16 protein-coding genes are annotated in these 20265 nt (G+C 57.3%); 10 read left to right on the forward strand and 6 right to left on the reverse strand.

Features of this window, described 5'->3' with window-relative positions; genetic code table 11:
* Nucleotides 1-46 precede the first annotated feature (46 nt).
* The 3 genes from G7G_RS0118890 to G7G_RS0118900 are packed head-to-tail and all read left to right on the forward strand — an operon-like array spanning nucleotide 47 to nucleotide 3653.
* Nucleotides 47-760 carry a uroporphyrinogen-III synthase gene (locus G7G_RS0118890; protein ID WP_029622191.1) on the forward strand — a complete coding sequence of 238 codons (714 nt, stop codon included), beginning with the start codon at nucleotides 47-49 and terminating at the stop codon, nucleotides 758-760.
* A 54-nt stretch (nucleotides 761-814) separates the two neighbouring features.
* Entirely contained in the window at nucleotides 815-2155 is a 1341-nt protein-coding gene (locus G7G_RS0118895) for a COG4223 family protein (RefSeq protein ID WP_010443025.1), read from the forward strand.
* Nucleotides 2156-2165: 10 nt separating this feature from the next.
* Nucleotides 2166-3653 carry a heme biosynthesis protein HemY gene (locus G7G_RS0118900; protein ID WP_010443026.1) on the forward strand — a complete coding sequence of 496 codons (1488 nt, stop codon included), beginning with the start codon at nucleotides 2166-2168 and terminating at the stop codon, nucleotides 3651-3653.
* A gap of 199 nt (nucleotides 3654-3852) precedes the next feature.
* On the opposite strand, the gene G7G_RS0118905 is transcribed toward G7G_RS0118900, so the two are convergent.
* The 4 genes from G7G_RS0118905 to G7G_RS0118920 form a co-directional block, all read right to left on the reverse strand.
* Nucleotides 3853-5040 carry a CaiB/BaiF CoA transferase family protein gene (locus tag G7G_RS0118905; protein ID WP_010443027.1) on the reverse strand — a complete coding sequence of 396 codons (1188 nt, stop codon included), beginning with the start codon at nucleotides 5038-5040 and terminating at the stop codon, nucleotides 3853-3855.
* Nucleotides 5030-6541 carry a tripartite tricarboxylate transporter permease gene (locus G7G_RS0118910; RefSeq protein WP_010443028.1) on the reverse strand — a complete coding sequence of 504 codons (1512 nt, stop codon included), beginning with the start codon at nucleotides 6539-6541 and terminating at the stop codon, nucleotides 5030-5032. The genes G7G_RS0118905 and G7G_RS0118910 overlap by 11 nt, the downstream gene beginning before the upstream one ends.
* Before the next feature lies 1 nt (nucleotide 6542).
* Nucleotides 6543-7025, reverse strand: a complete 483-nt coding sequence (locus G7G_RS0118915; RefSeq protein ID WP_010443029.1) for a tripartite tricarboxylate transporter TctB family protein — start codon at nucleotides 7023-7025, stop codon at nucleotides 6543-6545.
* Between the two features lie 69 nt (nucleotides 7026-7094).
* On the reverse strand, nucleotides 7095-8075 hold the full coding sequence (locus tag G7G_RS0118920) for a Bug family tripartite tricarboxylate transporter substrate binding protein (RefSeq protein WP_010443030.1): 981 nt from the start codon (nucleotides 8073-8075) through the stop codon (nucleotides 7095-7097).
* 109 nt (nucleotides 8076-8184) lie between these two features.
* On the opposite strand from G7G_RS0118920, the gene G7G_RS0118925 reads away from it, so the two are divergent.
* Genes G7G_RS0118925 through G7G_RS0118935 form a run of 3 tightly spaced genes read left to right on the forward strand, consistent with a single transcriptional unit; the run spans nucleotide 8185 to nucleotide 11187 of the window.
* Nucleotides 8185-8853, forward strand: a complete 669-nt coding sequence (locus tag G7G_RS0118925; RefSeq protein WP_010443031.1) for a response regulator transcription factor — start codon at nucleotides 8185-8187, stop codon at nucleotides 8851-8853.
* Nucleotides 8843-10210, forward strand: a complete 1368-nt coding sequence (locus G7G_RS0118930; protein ID WP_010443032.1) for a sensor histidine kinase — start codon at nucleotides 8843-8845, stop codon at nucleotides 10208-10210. Before G7G_RS0118925 ends, G7G_RS0118930 begins: the two co-directional genes overlap by 11 nt.
* The gene (locus tag G7G_RS0118935; RefSeq protein ID WP_010443033.1) at nucleotides 10189-11187 is read left to right on the forward strand and encodes an ABC transporter substrate-binding protein; all 999 of its coding nucleotides are present in this window, start codon (nucleotides 10189-10191) and stop codon (nucleotides 11185-11187) included. The genes G7G_RS0118930 and G7G_RS0118935 overlap by 22 nt, the downstream gene beginning before the upstream one ends.
* 278 nt (nucleotides 11188-11465) lie before the next feature.
* Here G7G_RS0118935 and G7G_RS0118940 read toward each other — a convergent pair whose 3' ends face one another.
* On the reverse strand, nucleotides 11466-12083 hold the full coding sequence (locus tag G7G_RS0118940) for a response regulator transcription factor (RefSeq protein ID WP_010443034.1): 618 nt from the start codon (nucleotides 12081-12083) through the stop codon (nucleotides 11466-11468).
* Nucleotides 12080-14470, reverse strand: coding sequence for an ATP-binding protein (locus G7G_RS0118945; protein WP_010443035.1), 2391 nt, complete (start codon nucleotides 14468-14470; stop codon nucleotides 12080-12082). Before G7G_RS0118945 ends, G7G_RS0118940 begins: the two co-directional genes overlap by 4 nt.
* A gap of 244 nt (nucleotides 14471-14714) precedes the next feature.
* On the opposite strand from G7G_RS0118945, the gene G7G_RS0118950 reads away from it, so the two are divergent.
* The 4 genes from G7G_RS0118950 (at nucleotide 14715) to G7G_RS0118965 (ending at nucleotide 20207) form a co-directional block, all read left to right on the forward strand.
* Nucleotides 14715-15677 carry a TAXI family TRAP transporter solute-binding subunit gene (locus G7G_RS0118950; protein ID WP_010443036.1) on the forward strand — a complete coding sequence of 321 codons (963 nt, stop codon included), beginning with the start codon at nucleotides 14715-14717 and terminating at the stop codon, nucleotides 15675-15677.
* A gap of 107 nt (nucleotides 15678-15784) precedes the next feature.
* Nucleotides 15785-18394: a TRAP transporter permease gene (locus tag G7G_RS0118955; protein WP_010443037.1), complete on the forward strand. Its 2610-nt coding sequence runs from the start codon at nucleotides 15785-15787 to the stop codon at nucleotides 18392-18394.
* Complete coding sequence (locus tag G7G_RS0118960; protein ID WP_010443038.1) at nucleotides 18391-18822, forward strand: universal stress protein; 432 nt, start codon at nucleotides 18391-18393, stop codon at nucleotides 18820-18822. Before G7G_RS0118955 ends, G7G_RS0118960 begins: the two co-directional genes overlap by 4 nt.
* A 179-nt stretch (nucleotides 18823-19001) precedes the next feature.
* Entirely contained in the window at nucleotides 19002-20207 is a 1206-nt protein-coding gene (locus tag G7G_RS0118965) for a tetracycline resistance MFS efflux pump (protein WP_010443039.1), read from the forward strand.
* The last annotated feature ends 58 nt before the right edge of the window (nucleotides 20208-20265 follow it).

Consider the following 20265-nt stretch of genomic DNA (forward strand, 5'->3'; position numbering starts at 1 on the left):
ATGCAAACAATCCCAAGGCCGAAGGCGCCGACCGTTGTATTTGTTGATGACCCGCCCTCGCGCCGCCTCGGACAGGTTCGTTGCGCAACTGCCGGACCACATTCGGTCGCAAGTTGCAGTTATCCATTCACCCTTGTTAAAGATCGAACCGCTGACGGTCGCGGTTGAGTCTGATGAGTCCGCTGGGCTGATCTTTTCCTCGGCAAATGGCGTGAACGCCGCCGCCCTATTGAATGTGGATCGCTGCCTGCCCGCCTATTGCGTTGGTCCGGCGACCACGCAGGCTGCGCAGGACGCGGGATGGGACGCGCAGATGAGGGGTGCGACGGCACAAGAACTGGTGGCCAATCTGCTGAAACTCAGGCCACGCAGCCCGCTGCTTCATCTGCGCGGAGAACACAGCCGTGGCAACGTGGCCGAGCGTCTGACGGAATCCGGCCTGACCACCCGAGAACAACCGATTTACCGACAACAGCTTTTGCCGCTGAGTGATGAGGCGTCACAGGCCGCCGAGGACAACCAACCCATCATCGCCCCGCTGTTTTCGCCCCGCACAGCGCGACATTTTGCCGACGTTTGGGCCGGATCTGCGCCTTTGTGGCTGGCCGCGATCAGCGAGGCCGCCGCGGAACCCCTTAAAACACTGCGTTTTGAACGGCTGAAGATCGCGGATGAACCGACACCGGATAAAATGCAGAAAGCCGTGAAAAAACTCTTGAATCACGTGATGCGGGTTGAGAGCGCGCCGGGTGCGGATTAACTTGGGCAAGTCTGTTGTTCATGTGTTTTGGGAATCGATAAGGGGATTAACGCGGTGGCTGATAAGAAGAAACCCGATCAGGAGCCGGTCGAAGACCCCAACGTAGAAGAGGTGGCAGAGGCCACCGAAACCAAAAGTGAAGCAGTCTCGGATGAGAATTCCGTTGACGCCGAGGATGCTGCGGACGAGCTGACTTCCGAAGCCGAAGCCGAAGCCGAAGCCGAAGCCGAAGCCGAAGCCGAAGCCGAAGCCGAAGCCGAAGCCGAAGCCGAAGCCGAAGCCGAAGCCGAAGCCGAAGCCGAAGCCGAAGCCGAAGCCGAAGCCGAAGCCGAAGCCGAAGCCGAAGCCGAAGCCGAAGCCGCTTCTGAGCCTGTCGAAGAGGTTGCACCTGCAGAAGAGAAAGTAGTCGAACGCACCGTCGAAAAGCGCGGCGGGTTTGTTCCGGCGCTGCTGGGCGGCGTTGTTGCGGCCGGAATCGGGTTTGCCGTGGGCAGTGGCGGTTTTTTAACCAGTGGGACAGATAGCTCGGACGCGATTTCCGCGCTCGAGTCGAAGCTAGCGGAACAATCCGATCAGATTGCCCAACTGACCAAATCTCTTGCTGATGGCCCCGATGTCTCGGGCCTTTCGGATCAGATCAGGGCTTTGTCTGACAAGCTAACGCCGGTCGAAAGCGATCTGGGTGCCGTGAAGACAAGTGTCGAAGGTCTGACCGGTAAGGTCGATCCGTTGGAGCAACGCCTGACCGCGCTTGAGAAACAACCGCTTGAGGCAAATGTCTCGCCCGAGGCGACCGCCGCGTTCGAGTCAGAGTTGAAGAAACTGCAGGATTCACTGGCCTCGCAGCGAAGCGAAGTGGAAAAGATGGTCTCAGATGCGCAGGCGCTTGAGGCGAAGGCCTCAGCCGAGGCTCGCGCGGCGACCAACGCTGCAATCCTGTCGCGTCTGCATGGCCAATTGGATGCCGGTCAGCCCTATGAAGAACTGGTTGCTGAGTTGAAAGCCGGGGGTGTTGACGTGCCGGATGCTTTGGCTGCGTCAGCGACGGACGGGGTTGAGACGCTCTCAGCCTTGCGCTCGACGTTTGCCCCTGCTGCGCGCACTGCGCTCGCCGATGCACGCGATGCCAACAAGGGGACCGGCTTGGTTGCCTTCCTGCAGCGCCAGACGGGCGCGCGGTCGGTGACACCGCAAGAGGGGGACGACCCGGACGCAGTCCTGTCGCGCGCTCAGGCGGCGTTGGCGGATGGTGATGTCTCAAAGGCGCTGACCGAACTGAAATCACTGCCCGAAGCGGCGCAGACCGCATTGGCGGACTGGGAGCAGGCGGCGCAGACGCGGGTCTCTGCCGTCGAGGCCGCAAATACGCTTGCTTCAAGCCTGAACTCGAACTGAAGGACCTGCCATGCTGTGGTCATTGTTAAAGATCCTTGTTTTTGTTGCGATTATCGGCCTGCTGGCCATGGGTGCAGGGTTCCTGATGGAATCATCCGGCGGGGTGCAGATCACCGTCGCGGGCACGGAATACACGCTTGGTCCGCTGCAATCGGTGATCGCGCTGGGCGTGCTGGTGTTTGCGGTCTGGTTGTTCTTCAAACTGCTGACGCTACTGATCGCGACGTTGAAATTCCTCAACGGTGATGAAACCGCCCTGTCGCGGTATTTCGACCGCAGTCGGGAAAAGCGCGGATATCAGGCGCTGGCGGACGGGCTGATGGCGCTGGCCTCGGGTGAGGGGCGCGTGGCGATGACCAAGGCCAACAAGGCCGAGAAGCTGCTGAACAAGCCGGAACTGACCAATCTGCTGGTGGCACAGGCCGCTGAGATGACCGGCGATACCAAGAAAGCAACCGAGACCTACAAGAAGCTGGTCACCAACAACGCCACACGATTTGTCGGCGTGCGCGGGATCATGAAGCAGAAACTGGCTGAAGGTGACGATGAAACCGCACGCAAGCTGGCCGAGAAGGCTCTGGCCTTGAAGCCCCGGCACGAAGAGACGCAGGATGTGCTGCTGAACCTGCAGACCAGAGCGCAAGATTGGGCCGGCGCGCGCTCCACGCTGACGTCAAAGCTGAAGGCCGGGTATTTGCCGCGTGATGTGTTCAAGCGGCGCGATGCGGTTTTGGCCTTATCCGAGGCCAAGGTGCTGCTGGATGATACGGCAACGGTCGAACAGCAGGAACACGCGATTGAGGCAAACCGCCTGTCGCCCGATCTGGTCCCGGCAGCTGCTATGGCCGCGCGGGCCTATATCAAAAAGGGCAAACCGCGCGCGGCAACCAAAATAATCAAAAAGGCATGGGAGGTTCAGCCTCATCCCGATCTGGCCCATGCCTTTGCTGAGATTGCGCCGGATGAAACCCCCGATCAACGCGTCAAGCGGTTCACGGCGCTGACTCGGATTCACCCGGAGAACATGGAGACCCGCTTGATCCTGGCCGAGCTCAACATCGTAGCCGAAGACTTCCCCGAAGCGCGCCGCGCGCTGGGCGATGTGGTTGAAAAGCAGGGGGATGCCAGGGCCTACACGCTGATGGCTGCGATTGAACGGGGCGAAGGTGCCTCGGACGCAGTGGTTCAGGGTTGGCTGGCCAAGGCGTTGAACGCACCGCGCGGGCCGCAATGGGTCTGCGACAATTGCCACGATATTCAGCCCGAATGGGGCCCGGTCTGCCAGAACTGCGGCAGCTTCGACACACTCAGTTGGCAGACACCGCAGACGCCTGAAATCGCCAGTGCGACAGGTGTGCACATGTTGCCGCTGATCGTCGGAGCGCTTGAGGATCAATCGGAAGCCGAGGAAGAACCAGAAGTCGACGATCCAGAGGTGGAAGAAGTGATTGAAGTAAACGCCGAGCCCGTCGAAATCGAGCAAGAGAAACGGGCCTAATGGTTCGATAATTCGTTAGGGCTGTTTATTAGCAAGCTCTGAGCTGTAATCAGGCGTGGTGGATTCTTTGCTACTACGTACTATCAGTCATTTCTGCGACGCCAACAGTCCCAACCAGGCTTTCAATCGTTTGGCAGCTCAGCCGATCGGCACGGGTTCCATGGCAATACAGGCCGCCTACCCCGATCGGTCACGTCATTCATATGATCCCTTCTTGTTTTAGTGCGTCAATTTCTGCGTCAGATAAGCCAAGCTCGGACCAGATCACAGCGTTATCGGCACCGAGGGTAGGCGGGGCAGCTTGGGGAGTTCTCCGCTCACCATCCATGACTATCGGACTGCCTGCAAGGCGCAAGTTTTCACCGTGAGCTGACAGGCTCGCTATCAATCCCCTCCCTTCCAGTTGTTTGTCTGACAAAGTCTCAGGCACTGTAAAAACCTGCCCCGTCGGAACGCCGAGCGCATTCAATTCGCGAACCCAATCCTCGGCCGGACGGGCGATCAACACACGTTCGAGTTCTTGTCGAAGGGCATGCCGGTTTTGTTTGCGATCCTCACGGGTCTGATAGTTGGGATGGGTCAGCAAATCGTCTCGGTTTAGATGCTTTGCCAGGGCCTGCCATTGCTCATCCCGATTGGCCGCGATGTTAATCGGGCCGTTGGACGTGGCGAATGTACCGGACGGGGCCGAGGTGGTGTTTTCGTTGCCATGGGCATCTGGCAACACGCCTCCCAAAAGATAGTTCGAAACGACCCAACCCATTGTCGAGACAACGGCCTCAGTCATTGCAACGTCCAGAAATGTGCCGCGTGGATTGGCGTTCAAGGCCGCGCTGATGGCAAAGGCTGCGGTCAATCCGCCCACAGTATCTGCAAGAGGATAGCCGACCCGGTAAGGTGCCGTATCGGGGGCGCCCGTGATCGACATGACACCGCTGATACCCTGAACAATCTGGTCATAGGCGGGATCGTCACGCCTCGGTCCGTCCTGACCGAATCCGCTGATCGCACAATAGATCAGGTTGGGATTTTCGTTGCGCAGAACCTCATAACCCAACCCCAGTCGATCCATGACACCGGGGCGGAAATTCTCAACCAGAACGTCGGCGGTTTGAACCAGCCTTTTGAGTAGCGCCTTCCCCTGCTCAGCCTTCATGTCCAGCGTAACAGACTTTTTATCGGCGTTTTGAGCCAGAAAGCTAATGCCCATTCCGGCCTTGTTGCGTTCAGAATCCGCGCCCAGCACTCGGGCCAGGTCCCCGCTGCCGGGGCGTTCAACTTTAATGACTTCGGCGCCCATCAAGGCAAGTTGATAGCAACAATAGGGGCCTGCCAGAACATTGGTCAGGTCAAGGACGCGGACCCCTGAGAGTGGCTCAGTCGCCATCGGCGATCCCGGCCGCCCGTGCCCGTGCTCGGCGGGCGCGGTAGCTGGGCAGCAGCACCAACAGCACGGCGATGACGAGTAGCGCCAGTGTCATCGGGCGCTCCCAGATAAATCCGATACCATCGTAAAGCTGCATGGAGCGTGCGAAGTTGTCCTCCATCATTCCACCAAGGATAAAGCCAATCAGCAGGGGAGCGAGTGGATAATCTGCGAACTTAAGAGCCGTCGCGCAGACCCCGAAACCGACCAGTATCAACAGTTCGGTGGCGTTGTTCTGGCCGATATATGCACCCATCAAGGTGAAGAATAGAATGAACGGGATCAGATAGTTGCGCGGAACGGCCAGCACTTTGGCGATATAGGGGATCAGTGGCAGGTTCAGGATCAGCAGGACGAGGTTACCGATGAACATCGACATGATGACTGCCCAGAAGATCTGCGGCTCATCAATCATCAAGCGAGGACCCGGAGTAACGTTCAGCGCAATCAGTGCGCCTAGCAGAATCGCGGTGGTGCCCGATCCGGGAATGCCCAATGTCAGCAGCGGCACAAACGAACCGGTACAGGCCGCGTTGTTTGCAGCCTCAGGTGCCGCAAGCCCTTTAATAGAGCCTTTTCCAAACTCTTCCTGCTCTTTTTTTGGCGCGATGTTGCGCTCGACCGCATAGCCAAGGAAGCTCGCAATAGTCGCGCCCGCGCCCGGCAGGACCCCGATGAAAAAGCCCTGAGTCGATTGGCGTCCAATAACCGGCGCGATGGCTTTTGCCTCGTCTTTGGTGATGCGCAGATCTTTGATTTCACCATCATCGCCTTGCAGATTCTTGGGCTTGAGGACGAGGAAAAGCGCCTCGGGCAAGGCAAACATTGCCATGGCCAGCGTGATGAAGCCAAAGCCGGATTGCAGGTCCATGATGCCCATAGTGAAGCGCGGCAGGTTGAACAGCGCACCCTCGCCAACGGTGGCCATGATCAGTCCGAGAATGGTCATGATCAGCGCCTTTGCCACCTGACCTGAACCGGCAAATGCCGCAATGGCTGACAAGCCAACGACCATCAGCGCGAAATATTCGGCGGAATGAAACAACAGCGCCACGGAAGACAGCGCCGGGGCGAATACCATCAACAAGATTGCCCCGATCGTACCTCCTGCGAAACTTGCGATCGCAGCAATGGTCAGCGCTTTACCGGCTTTGCCTTGTCGCGCCATAGGATAGCCATCAAAGCTTGACGCTACTGTGCCCGCGACCCCCGGCGCGTTCAGCAGGATTGACGAGGTCGAGCCACCGAAAATCGCACCATAGTAGACGCCCGCGAGAAGGATCAGAGCAGCGGATGGGTCTCCCATCGAAATTGCGACCGGGATCATGATCGCGATGATCGACATTGGCCCCAACCCGGGCAACATGCCGATGAATGTACCGATCAGGCACCCCGCGATGACCATCAGTAGGTTTTGAAGCGAAAAGGCCGTTTGCAGACCGATCAGAAGTCCTTCAAGCATGTCAGCCTCCGAAAATGCCGGGCAGTGGGCGCATGTAAATTCCAAGAACTTCCTGAACCAGATACCAGACCGATCCGGTTGCGATCAGGGCCACAGGCACCATGATATGCCATTTGCGTTCACCCAGAATGTACGAACCGATAATCAAAAAGCCCGATGTCGCGATCAGAAATCCGACGGGGCGCAGACATAGGGCGTAGACGACCATCAGAACCAGCAGCGAAATCGCCTGCCCAAGGTGGTATTCGCCAAGGCGGCGGTAGTCGATATCCGCCTCTTTTATTTCACTTTTCTCAAAGCCCAGAAGAATGATTGTGCAGGCGATTATCCCCAGTATGGACAGGACCTTGGGGAAGGTGCTGGGCCATATCGGGTTTCTTTGCATGAAAGGGGGCAGGCTGCCGTCCATCGTGAACCAGGCTGCATAGCCATAGGTTAGACAAATCCCCAGCAGAACAAGCGCGATCCAACGATCCAGCGCCATGGTGTCCCCTCCCGTATTATTGTTGTGAGTTTGGGGGCAGAGCGGAGGACCGCTCTGCCGAAGCCACCTTTAGAGGAAGCCCAGTTTCTTCATCAGATCGCTGATCTGCTTTTCTTGATCTTCAAGGAAAGCCGAGAAGTCGTCGCCCGAGTTGTGGATGTTCACCCAACCGTTGCGCGCGCGTACTTCTTCCCATTCAGGTGTGTCATACATTTTTGTGATGGCGTCCTGATAGGCGACCAGCTTGTCTTCGGGCAGTCCGGGTGCCGCAAAGAATCCACGCCAGTTGACGAAGGTGGTGTCGATACCCTGTTCCTTCATGGTTTGGGCATCAGGTGCCGCGTCTACGCGCTCCTCAGAGGTAACGCCGATGATCTTCACCTCACCCTGATTGGCCAGATCGACAGCTTCCGAGAAGCCAGTCGACAAGGCTGCGATTTCGCCAGACAGCAGTGCCGCCATGGCCTTACCGCCTGCGTCGTACGGGATGTATTTGACGCCCAGCGCATCTTTCCCGGCTGCTTCCATCACCATGGCTGCCACCAGATGGTCCATGCCGCCCGGAACCGAGCCGCCGCCAATGGCGGTGGCACCCGGATCGGCGTCATAGGCTGCCAGTAGGTCTGCCATAGAGTTGATCGGGCTGTCCTTGCCAACAACGATTGCTGCATAGTCACCGATGGTGCCAGATACCAAAGTCAGGTCGCGGAAGTTATGCGGGAACACGCCCGTCAGAGACCGGATTACGATGGGTGTCGAATTGACCATCAGCGTTCCGTGATTGCTTTCGGCGTTTTCGATCAGATAACCGATGGCTTTACCGCCACCGCCGCCTGACATGTTCTCGTAGGACGCCGTGCCCACAAGACCTGCATTGGTCAGGGCCTCGCCAGTTCCGCGTGCGGTTCCGTCCCAACCGCCGCCGGCGCCACCGGGGATCAGAAAGTGGATGCTGTCCACGACCTGGTCTTGCGCCAATGCAGGTCCGGTTAGACCAACGGCAGCAACGGCTGCGATCAGGGCACGACGGCCCAGTTTGAATGTTGTCATGATGTCCTCCCATTTGACATCCGGCCGCGGGGCGGCTCAGATTATTCTGAAGTTTAACCACACGAACCTGACATCAACCTGTCACGCGTTAGGATGCGACCCAGCCCTCATGAAATTCCTTCTGGTCGAAGATAACCTAGATCTTGCAAATGCGATGTGTGCCCGCATGCGCCTGGATGGTCATGTCGTTGATCATGCAGAGAAATTGGACGACGCAACAGCCTATGCTGAGATCGAGGAATATGATCTGATCCTGCTGGATATCATGCTGCCCGATGGAGATGGCCGGGACTTTTTGCAGCGTCATCGGGCCCGTGATCCGGATACTCCAGTTATCGTTTTGACCGCGCGCAGTCAGGTTTCGGATCGAATCGGATCGCTCGATCTGGGGGCGGATGACTATGTAACCAAACCCTTTGATCACGCCGAGCTAGAAGCCCGTTGCCGGGCCGTCTTGCGGCGCAAATCAGGGATTGCCAAATCAAGGATCGAGGTCGGCGGGATCGTGTTTGACCCTGTCGCAGGCTATTTGAGCGTGCGGGGAGAAACGATATCCTTGCGCAATCGCGAGCTGCGGATGATGGAGTTGTTCATAAACGCGCCAGGTCAGGTTTTTTCGAAACAGAAGCTGGCCGACAGGTTGTTTTCTTACGACGACAACATCTCGGACAACGCGATCGAGGTCTATGTGGGTCGACTGCGCAAGCACCTTGAGAAATCCGAGCTGAAAATCACCACGTTGCGCGGGCTGGGCTACAGGCTGGACCATGACGGTTAGTCCGGCTGTTTATGGATCGCTCAGAAATCGGCTTGTGCTGGCGCTGATCAGCGGCGCGGCATTATTGGCCGTTCTACTGTTCTTCGCGGTCCGAAATTATGCAGCGCAAGTGGCGCAGCAGGGGCAGGACAACATCCTTGGCGCGTCGGCGGCCTCGATCCTGGATGCGGCTGCGCTGCGTGATGGGCAGCTCGAGATCGATATTCCCTATGCCGCGTTTTCTATGCTGGCGACCCCGTCGGATGACCGAGTGTTCTATGCAATCTATCAGGATGGTGCATTCATATCGGGCTATGACGATCTTCAGCTTGCCCAAGATGCGGGTGATGGCAATTGGACCTTCGGTGCAGGTGAGCTTCGAGGTGAGCGCATTCGGCAGGTCAACGCCAGCCGCACATTGGTTGGTCTGGGCCGTCAGACCGAAATCGAGGTCGCGCTTGCGCAGACGCAGGATGCATTGGCCGAAACGCTGGATCAGATTTCACGCAATGCGGCCTTTTTGGGGATCGGGTTTTTTGTGCTGACAGCGGCGCTGTCTTTTTGGGTTACAACAGCAACCATCGGACAGCTGAACAAGCTGACCACCTCGGTGACCCGTCGCGGACCGCAGGACCTGAGCCCGTTCCGAAAACCGGTGCCCAAGGAAATGGCCCCTCTGGTGTCTTCGCTGAATTCCCTGATGGGGCGGCTGGATCAATCTCTCAGCCAGTCCGAGGATTTCATCGCAGAGGCGGCGCACCGGGTGCGTACTCCGTTGGCGACCGTCCGGTCCTATGCCGAGGCGACCTTGCAACGCGTCGAACGCAAGGAAAATCGCGAAGCTTTGCGTGCGATGGTGCGGGCTATTGACGAAAGCTCTCGGGCGGCAGGGCAACTTCTGGATCATGCCATGATCACATTCCGGGCCGATCATCTGGAACGAGAAGACCTCGATCTTGTTGCTTTGACCCATGAGCTTGTGCAGCGCCTGACGCCCATCGCCGAAATGAAAGACCTTTCGTTGTCTCTGACGGGTGACGCTTCGGTTCAGTACTCAGGTGATCCGATCCTGTTGCAGAACGCCGTGCGTAACATGGTCGACAACGCTCTGAAATACGCACCCCCCGACAGCACCGTTGAAATCAACGTCACCGCAACGCCTCAGATCCAGATCAGCGTCAAAGATTCTGGCCCGGGGTTTCCACCTGATGAGATTGACACGTTGACCCGCAGGTTTGAGAGAGGCCAGAACGCCACAGGGACCATTGGTTCGGGCTTGGGGCTGACCATTGTACAGGACGTGGCAACAGCCCACGGCGGCACGCTGGTTCTGACCAATCAATCAGAGGGCGGCGCATGCGTTATTTTATCGCTCTGATATTTTTGCTGCTTCCGCATGTTGGAACCGCGGACGACTGGGAAGATCGCCGGTTGTTCAACGATGGCGCGGAGGGCACGCCCTTGCGTGTCATATCGAGCACCGACACCGTTCTGTTCGCACCGTTCATCGAAGAGTTTGTTGCAAGAAACCCTCAGATTAGTGTCGAATATTTGGTGTCAGGGACTGCCGATATCTATGAGCGCGTTCGGGCAACACCTGATGCATTTGACGTTGTCATCTCAAGTGCCATGGACCTGCAATTGAAACTCGCCAATGACGGGTTTGCGCTGCCTCTGGACGGTATGCCCGTTCCTGTTTGGGCGCAGTGGCACGACAGTCTGTTTGCCTTTACCTCCGAGCCCGCCACCATTGTGGTCAACCGCGCTGCTTTCGAAGGCCAAACCATCCCGCAAACGCGTCAGGGCCTGATCGAAGCGCTGCGAGAACGGCCTGAGGTGTTTCGAGGCAAGGTTGGAACTTATGACGTACGACAATCCGGGCTGGGCTATCTGTTCGCCACGCAGGATGCGCGTGCGTCGGAAACCTATTGGCGCCTGATGGAGGTGATGGGCGGTCTGGGCGTCCGGCTATATTGCTGCTCTGGCGATATGATCCGCGATCTGGCTGACGGGAAAATTCTGGTCGCCTATAACGTGCTGGGCAGCTACGCGGCGGCTCGGACAGAAGGTGAGGGTGCTCTTGAAATCATATTGCCGTCTGACTTCCAGACTACGATGATGCGAACGGTCATGGTTTCTAAGGCGACACAAAAACCCGAGGTTGCCGAAGCATTTGTGCGTTATCTGATTAACGGTACGGCACAAAGTCCTGAGCGCTCGCCTCTGCCGGTCTTGTCTGCATCCGCCGATAGCGAACAGGAGGCAATCGGACTAAACCCTGCGCTGCTGACCTATCTAGACGTATTGAAACGCAGAAAGTTCATCTCGGCCTGGGAAAACGCTGTTATCCAATAGTGATGCGCGGGCCGATTGTACCAATCGGTTCCGTTTGCCAATGTTGCCGTCGCATTGGGCGGGCCGGTATCGAAATTGCCAATATGATCTGCAAGACGCAATTCGTAAGCCAGACAGCATCTGTCTTTCGACCTATGCCGACCCCGCAGGATAACGCATCTAAGCACAAGCGCTTTATGAAAAATTGTTACACATCTGCAGAGGATGCCTAGGACCAAAGCTCAGTATTGCTGCTGCGCCAAATCAAGTTTTGGGCGTGTACGTCGTAACGCTTGCGATCAGTGCATCTGCCCAAACAGCTCATACAGCTCGATGGTCGTTTTCACACCAACCTTCTGTTGGATGCGTCCCCGATGAATTTCCACCGTGCGAGGGCTTATTCCCAGTGCGGTGGCAATCTCTTTGCTAGATGTCCGCGAGGGGTGGGTCAGAATATGCTGCAGTACCTGTTCCTCGCGCTCGGTCAAAAGTCTGCGCTTATCTGCAAGCATCCGACGCCTTGTTTTCTCGGCGCGCAGTTTTGTGCCTAGTTCGAAAGCGGCCTGTATTCGTTCAACCAGCACCTGCAGGTCGAAAGGTTTCTCCAGAAAGTCAATTGCGCCTGCCTTTGTGGCGCGGACCGATTCCGGAATGCCCCCATGGCCTGAGATGAATATGACCGGGAGAGTCGAGTCGCGCCGGTTCAGATGGTCCTGTAGTTCCAGCCCGTCCATCCCCGGCATTCCGTAATCAAGGATCAAACATCCTTTTGCATCTTCATGCACTTGGTTTAGGAAGGCCTGTGCATCCGGAAAGTGTTCGACCTGCATCCCACGTTTGCTGAGGGAACGCGACAGGGCGATACGCACATCTTCGTCGTCATCGACGATGTATACAACCTGCGGATCAAAGATCATTCCTGATTTTCCTCGGATAAGTCACTACGGCGCAGGGTGAAACAAAAGCATGCGCCGGTTGTTTCGGTGGGTTCATACCAAATCGTTCCGCCATTGGCTTTGATAATGGTTCGGCAAATGGACAGGCCCAGACCCATTCCGTCGGTCTTTTGCGTGTCGAATGTATTGAACAAAGTGACATCATCACTGACGCCGGGCCCATTGTCCTGCACATGAACTTCGACCATTTCATCTGTGGGTCGGGTCATAATGTTGATCTGGCCTTTCGCGACCGGATCACGCGCCAGAGCATCAATTGCATTGCGCAGCAGATTGACCAGCACCTGCGCGATCTGTGTCCGGTTTCCGATCACCGGGGGAAGGCCGGATTCCTCGAAATGCAACTTGATCTCATGCAGTTTCGCCTCGGCCTCCATCAGACTGACGGTTTGCCGGATCAGCCCGCTCAGCTCAAACGGGGTTTGACGTCCGCGATCCTTTCGCACCACTTCGCGCAGGGCGCGGATGATGTCGCCTGCGCGGCGAGACTGGCGGTCGATATCCGAAAGGATCTCGGTCAGTTCAGGATCGGGATCGCCGATTTCATCCAACGTGATCTTCGCAGCGTCAACGTTATATGAGATCGCGCTAAGTGGCTGGTTCAGCTCATGCGCCAGCCCGGATGCCATCTCACCCATCAAGTTGACCCGCGCCACATGGGACAGATCGCGGCTAAGGCGGCCGGCCTCATCCTCGGCCTGCTTCCGATCACTCACATCATCGATAATGGCAACTGCGTGATCGGGTATGCCACTTTCATCGCGGATCAGGATTGCGTTGACCCGCAGCCAGATCGGTGATCCGTCTTTGCGGATAAACTGGCTCTCGATTATGAACTCGGAATCCTGCAGCAGGGTTTCGCGGAACTTGACCGCAATCTGATGACCGTCTTCGGGCAGAATGTCGGCCAGCGTCATCTTCTCCAGTTCTTCCGGCTGATACCCCATGATGTCGCAAAGCTGTTCGTTGGTCCGTAGAAACCGCCCCGTCTCGGGCGAGATCTGGGCCATCCCCCGCGAGGCCAGATCGAAGGTGCGGCCATAGGCGGTTTCGAACCGTTGACGTTGTTTGACCTCTTGCGTCAGAGCCACACCGGTATCTTCCAGCTCACGATAAGGGCTGTGCAAACCTTCTTCGGGCGTGATCTCCCCACTGAACAATTGCTGGCTCTGACTGGCAAAGGTGCGCACCGGGGCATAGATCCGGTCGGCCATGGCAAGCCCGATTGCGCCGGTCAGAATGGCGATGGCCAGCGCGATCCAGACGCCTTGTGTCCGGTTCTTCTTGATCTCGCCGATAAAGTTGTCCTCGGCCGCATAAAGGCCGATTAGCCAACGCAGCCCCGGCTCGGACACTTCGATTAACATCGCCACATAGTCTTGACCATTTAGCTGGAAATCCGTGTGGACAGGACCCTCAGTGTCGCTCAGATCGGTTTGCACCACATCTCCGAACGCCATTTGCGCGATGGGGTCCGCGATCTGATCCACCCGGGTCAACTCGGGCGCTTCCATATGGGCTTCCTGCCGGATCAATACGAGCGTTGGGTGCGCCAGAACCGCACCATCTTCGTTCAGAACCAGCGCGGCACCGCGTCGTTCAGACCAGATATCCAGCAGGAATCCCGACAGGGCGTCGATCTGGATATCGACACCCAAAATGGCGCGGATGTTTCCATCCTCGTCCAAGATCGGCACGCTATAGGTGATCCCCGGCTGGCGCGTCGTGAAGAAGATATAGGGTTCTGTCCAGATCGGCGCTTTGGTCTCAGAGACCATTCGGAACCAAGGCCTACTGCGCGCCTCATAGGTATCGGTTTCGGTGGCCGCCGTCTCAAGCAGAGTAAACTGATCGTTGCGCCATTTGAAATCGGCGGGATGCTCGGTCGTGCCCTCAAGAAATGGCGGAACGTACTTGGTGCGATAGCGCCCGGCCTCTTCTGCGCGCATTACATAGACAAACCTGCCCGTATTATCGGCCAGATACATCCCTGCAAGCTGTGGTGCGACCTGAAGCTGCTGGAAGAAATGGCTTTCCAAAACGGTGGCATCGCTGATGTCCAGAACGTCATTTTCGGCAAGACGCCTCGTAGCATCCAATGCCTGCCGGGCCGGGTTCAGGAAATTTTTGACCTGCCCGATTACGTTGACGCTAACCTCGTTCAGAGAATTGCGTGATTGCCGCAAAAGCGCGTTTTCCGAGCTGACAAAGGTCGACAGGATGACGGAAAGGATCGCGAGAAACTGCAACCCACCCAGGCACAATGCAAGCGTTGCACGCAGCGACCTGCGCCTGCGCGCGGGTTCGGCATGATCTGGACGAAGTTCTTGATGTCCTGCGTGGTCCAATTTCTGTCCAAACGACCTTAATACAAGTATCGCTACCTAAGACGCGACATGCGGCCGATTACCCTCATTCCCCTATCTTCGAATCCAAGCCTATACGTAATCAACCGTATAGACACCTGCTGTTTGGTTTCGCTTTCCTCTTATTCATCGGGGGGCCTGATTCCAGTGCGATTTTTTGTGTTGTGTTCTGAAAGGTTTCAGGCACCCCAACAGATTAAAAAAGACTGACAACAGGAGTGTCAAAGTGTTCAAGAAATCCTCAATCACCGCATTTGCCGCGGCGGCCCTGATGGCACCAGCGGCATATGCAGAAGAGTTTATCACGATCGGAACTGGCGGCGTTACGGGTGTATATTACCCGACGGGTGGCGCGATCTGCCGTCTGGTCAACAAGGGCCGGAAAGAGCACGGGGTCCGGTGTTCGGTGGAGTCGACTGGGGGGTCGGTTTACAACATCAACACCATTCGCGAAGGCGAGCTTGAGTTTGGTGTGGCACAGTCGGACTGGCAGTACCACGCGTATAACGGCAGCTCGAAATTCGAAGAAGCCGGCCCGTTTGAGAACCTGCGTGCCGTGTTCTCGGTACACCCAGAGCCGTTCACGGTTGTGGCGCGTGCCGACGCGGGTATCTCGAATTTCGAAGACCTGAAGGGCAAGCGCGTCAATATCGGCAACCCCGGTTCCGGTCAGCGCGGCACCATGGAAGTTCTGCTGGGTGAGATGGGTTGGACCACCGACGATTTCGAACTGGCGACCGAGCTGAAAGCGGCTGAACAGTCTGCTGCTCTGTGTGATAACCAAATTGACGCAATGGTATACACAGTTGGTCACCCGTCCGGTTCGATCCAGGAAGCAACCACCGCGTGCGACTCGGTTCTGGTGAATGTCAGTGGCGATGCGGTTGACAAGCTGGTGGGTGACAATTCGTTCTACCGTACCGCTACCATCCCCGGTGGTATGTACCGTGGTTCGGACGGCGACACATCGACCTTTGGTGTAGGCGCGACCTTCGTGACCTCGGCAGACGTTTCGGAAGATGCGGTTTATGCGGTTGTCAGCTCGGTCTTCGAAAACTTCGATGACTTCAAAAAGCTTCACCCGGCATTTGCCAACCTGAAACCGGAAGAAATGATCGCGGATGGCCTGTCGGCACCGCTGCATCCAGGTGCTGAGAAGTACTACAAAGAAAAAGGCTGGATTCAGTAATCAGACCTGACACGGGGCGCCTTTCGGGGCGCCCCGATTCATATCCGGGCTAAACCGGAGACAAGACGGCTGCAAAAACCAAGGCCGAAGGACAGGGAGATACCAACATGAGTTCCGACACACAAGGCAACCGCCCTCTTTCCGAAGAAGAGCTTCAGGAACTGGTTGCCTCATCAGATGCAGGCGCGCGTGATCCGGCGGGAAATGTCGGGCTGTTTCTGGCGATCGTTGCGGTCTTGTGGTCGGTGTTTCAGGTCGTTCTGGCCTCTCCCTTATCGAATTACCTGCTGCCGGGCAGCGTGGTGAATAACTCTCGCCAGATACATCTGGCCTTTGCGATGTTCCTGGCCTTCTCGGCCTATCCGGCGCTTAAATCCAGCCCGCGGAATTACATCCCGATTCAAGATTGGATCATGGGGATCGCGGGCGCGTTTCTGGCGCTGTATGGTTATTTCTTCTACCAAAAAATCGTTGATGCGGGCGGTCTCGCAGACGACACCGACAAATGGTTCGCCCTTGTTGGCCTACTGCTGCTGTTTGAGGCCGCGCGGCGTGCGCTTGGCCCTGCGATGGCTATCATTGCCACGATCTTTCTCGCCTACGTCTTCTTCGGTTCCTCCGAGTGGGTGCCCGAGGTGATCCGCTGGAAAGGGGCCAGCCTGCAAAAGGCGATGAGCCATATGTGGATCACGTCCGAAGGTGTCTTTGGCATCGCGCTGGGCGTTTCGACCAAGTTCGTGTTCCTCTTCGTCCTGTTCGGCGCGCTGCTCGATAAGGCGGGCGCGGGTAACTACTTCATCAAGATGGCTTTTGGTGCACTAGGACACCTGCGCGGTGGCCCGGCCAAGGCGGCAGTTGTCGGCTCGGCGGCGACCGGCCTGATCTCGGGTTCGTCGATTGCTAACGTTGTGACAACCGGCACATTCACCATCCCGCTGATGAAGCGGGTGGGCTTTTCAAGCGAACAAGCGGGCTCGGTCGAGGTTGCCTCATCAGTGAACGGTCAGATTATGCCGCCCGTGATGGGCGCTGCGGCCTTCCTGATGGTGGAATATGTAGGCATCTCCTACGTTGAGGTGATCACCCATGCATTCCTGCCTGCTGCAATTTCCTATATCGCACTGGTCTATATCGTGCATCTTGAAGCGGTGAAGCGGAACATGCCGACATTGGGCGACCGCGTTGTTTCGATGGGTCGTACGATTGGCGGCATGGCGCTGTTCTTCGTGGGCTTTGCTGGGCTTTGCTACGGCATACAGTACCCGATCAAGGCGATTGTCGCGCTTATGCCCGACGCGTCGGGGCTGGTCCTGTCGGCGCTGATTGTGCTGGCCTATCTGATCCTACTTTGGCTGGCCTCCGGAGTAGAGGACTTGGTGCCTGACGATCCTAATGCCAAAGAGGTCGAACTGCCGGTGATCGCGGAGATCTACAAGGCCGGTCTGCATTACCTGCTGCCGATCATCGTGCTGGTCTACTTCCTGATGATCGAACAGAAATCGCCCGGCCTGTCCGCCTTCTGGGCAACCTCTCTGTTGTTCGTAATCCTGCTGACGCAGAAACCGCTCAAGTCCATCTTCCGCGGCGAAAGCGACACCGCGAATGCCTTCATGGCCGGTGTCACCGACCTGTGGAACGGGCTGATCGACGGCGCGCGCAACATGATTGGTATCGCTCTGGCCACCGCCACTGCGGGTGTGATCGTCGGCACCGTAACGCTGACCGGAGTGGGTCAGGTGATGGCCGATCTGGTCGAGTTCCTGTCGGGCGGTAATCTGATCGCCATGCTGGCGCTGGTCGGTCTGCTCAGCCTGATCCTTGGGATGGGTCTGCCGACCACGGCGAATTACATCGTCGTCAGCTCACTGATGGCGGGTGTGGTTGTGGAACTGGGCGCGCAGGATGGTCTGATCGTGCCGCTGATCGCGGTGCACTTGTTCGTGTTCTACTTCGGAATCATGGCTGATGTGACACCGCCCGTGGGCCTGGCGAGCTTTGCGGCCGCCGCCGTTTCGGGCGGGGATGCGATCAAGACAGGCTTTACCGCCTTCTTCTATTCCTTGCGCACCGTCGCGCTGCCGTTTGTGTTCATCTTCAACACCGATCTGTTACTGATCGATGTAGGCTGGGTACAGGGTATTCTGGTGGCCATCTCCGCCACCATCGCGATCCTGATTTTCACCGCTGGCACCATGGGTTGGTTCCTGACCAAGAACCGCATCTATGAAAGCGTGGCGCTGATTCTGATCGCCTTTGCGCTGTTCCGTCCGGATTTCTTCATGAACCGCATCGCACCGCCCTTCGCGCAGATCGAACCGGCACAGCTGACGCAGGCCGTGGGTGAGGCCGCGCCAGGTAGCACCATGCGGATCGAGGTCGCGGGCCCGGATTTTGACACCGGCAATATGACCGAAACCACCGTCGTTCTGGACATTCCGGAAGGGGCCGATGGCACAGCACGCGTTGACGCTCTGGGCCTGATGACGCTGGAAGAGGATGGTCTGGTCAAGCTTGACGAGCCGATGTTCGGTACGCCGGTCGCGGATGAGCTGGATATGTTCGACTATTATGCTGACGATGCCGTTCGCATCACCAGCATTCAGGCCCCGCAAAGCCAGCCCGCGAAAGAGCTGATCTTTATCCCGGCGCTGATCCTGTTGGGTCTTGTCGCCTTCCTCCAGCGCGGTCGCGCCGCAAAACAGGGAGAACCCGCATGACCAAAGCTATTCTGTGCGCCGTGGATATCAGCAATGGCGATCTTGATGTTGCTGTCCTAGAACGCGCCGCAGCGCTGGCCGAAATGGATGGCGCGCGGCTGGATGTGGTGACGGTGACGCCCGATTATGGAGAGGGGTTCGTCAGCAGTTTCTTCGAACCCCACCACCATGAAAAGGTGATTGAAGAGGCTCATGAAAAGCTGGTCGCCCTCTGCGCCGCAACGCTGGGTGAGGAACGCAATGCACAGGTTCGCCATGTGGTGGCCACAGGCAGCGCCTATCAGGAAATACTGAAAACGGCCGAAAGCGCGGGATCAGACCTGATCGTGATCGGTGCGCATAAGCCTGATTTTAAGGATTATCTGCTTGGTCCAAACGCGGCCCGGGTCGTCCGTCATTCGCATACCTCGGTATATGTCGTGCGATAAATCGAACGGACCGAAGGGGGCCGGGAACTTGAGATTGGTTGCTTTCGACGGGGCAGCCAGTTCACTCATCAAAGGTATGGCTGCGGGTGAGTTTGTCCTGATTGAAAACAGTTGCCCGACAAGTGAAAAGTTCTGTCCTTTCCTCTTGCTTTAGCCGCGTACCCGTCCGATAGGGCGATATGTTCAAAAGCCGAGCCATAACCTTCATTCTGATCACGCTGATGATCGACGCCATCGGTATCGGCATCGTGTTCCCCATCATGCCCGACCTGATGGATCGCGTTGGTGCTGGGGACACCGGGCAGGGCGCCTTTTGGGGCGGGCTGCTGATGGCGGCCTATGCCGGAGCGCTGTTCCTGTGCGGCCCCATTGTAGGCAGCATTTCGGACGCCATCGGACGCAGGCCGATCCTGATAGCCGCCTTGGTCATGCTCGCGCTGGATTACGTGATCATGGCATTGGCTGACAGCTTCTGGTTGCTTCTTCTCGGGCGCACGCTCGCAGGGTTGGCCGGGGCAACCTACATCACCGCGACGGCTTACATTGCCGACATATCCTCGCCCACCGAAAAGGCTGCAAATTTCGGTCTGATTGGAGCGGCTTTCGGGATCGGGTTTGTGCTTGGGCCAGCCATCGGAGGCATTGCAGCCGAGATCAGTATCACTGCGCCGTTCTGGATCGCTGCGGTTTTATCCGCCGCGAACGCCCTGTTCGGTGTGTTTGTATTGCCCGAAAGCCTGACACCCGAAAAACGCCGCCCTTTTGGCAAGCGCGATCTGAATCCGTTCAAATCGATCTTTGACGCTTTCCGGTTTCCAGGGCTGGCGATACCGCTGCTGTGCATTTTCATCTTTGAATTTGCCAACATGGTTTACCCAACCCTTTGGGCGTTCTGGACACGTGAAGTTTTCGACTGGCCGACACTCTACATTGGGTTGTCGCTTGCTGCTTACGGCGTGTTGCTGGCGATTGTGCAGGGGGGATTAATGCCCCTTCTTATCAGGTGGATTGGCGATTACCGCACATTGATGCTGGGGATGATATCCGCGCTGATTGGATTGATCGGATTTGGTTTTACCGCAACGATCACCGCCCTTGTGGTCTTTCTTTTGCTGGCCGCCTTGTCTGATCTTGTGCCCGCATTGATGACGGCAATGGCCTCGAACCAGGCCGACGAAGACCGTCAGGGTGTGGTGCAGGGGGTCATCGCGTCGCTATCATCTGTTGCTGCTGTCCTGTCGCCCCTGGTGATGACCGGCCTATTTCAGGCTTCAGTCGATGCTGAAGGCGTCTACCTTCCGGGCGCACCCTTCTTTTTCTCGGCCGTTTTGGTGTTGGCGATGATGCCTTTGGTGGTTCGTTTGCGCGGGCACGCCTCGGTCTGAAAAAAAACGCACCCGCAGCGACCCGCGAGTGCGTTGGTTTTCGACGAATTGAAAGCGC

It is taken from the genome of Ruegeria conchae (assembly GCF_000192475.1).
GTDB lineage: Bacteria > Pseudomonadota > Alphaproteobacteria > Rhodobacterales > Rhodobacteraceae > Ruegeria > Ruegeria conchae.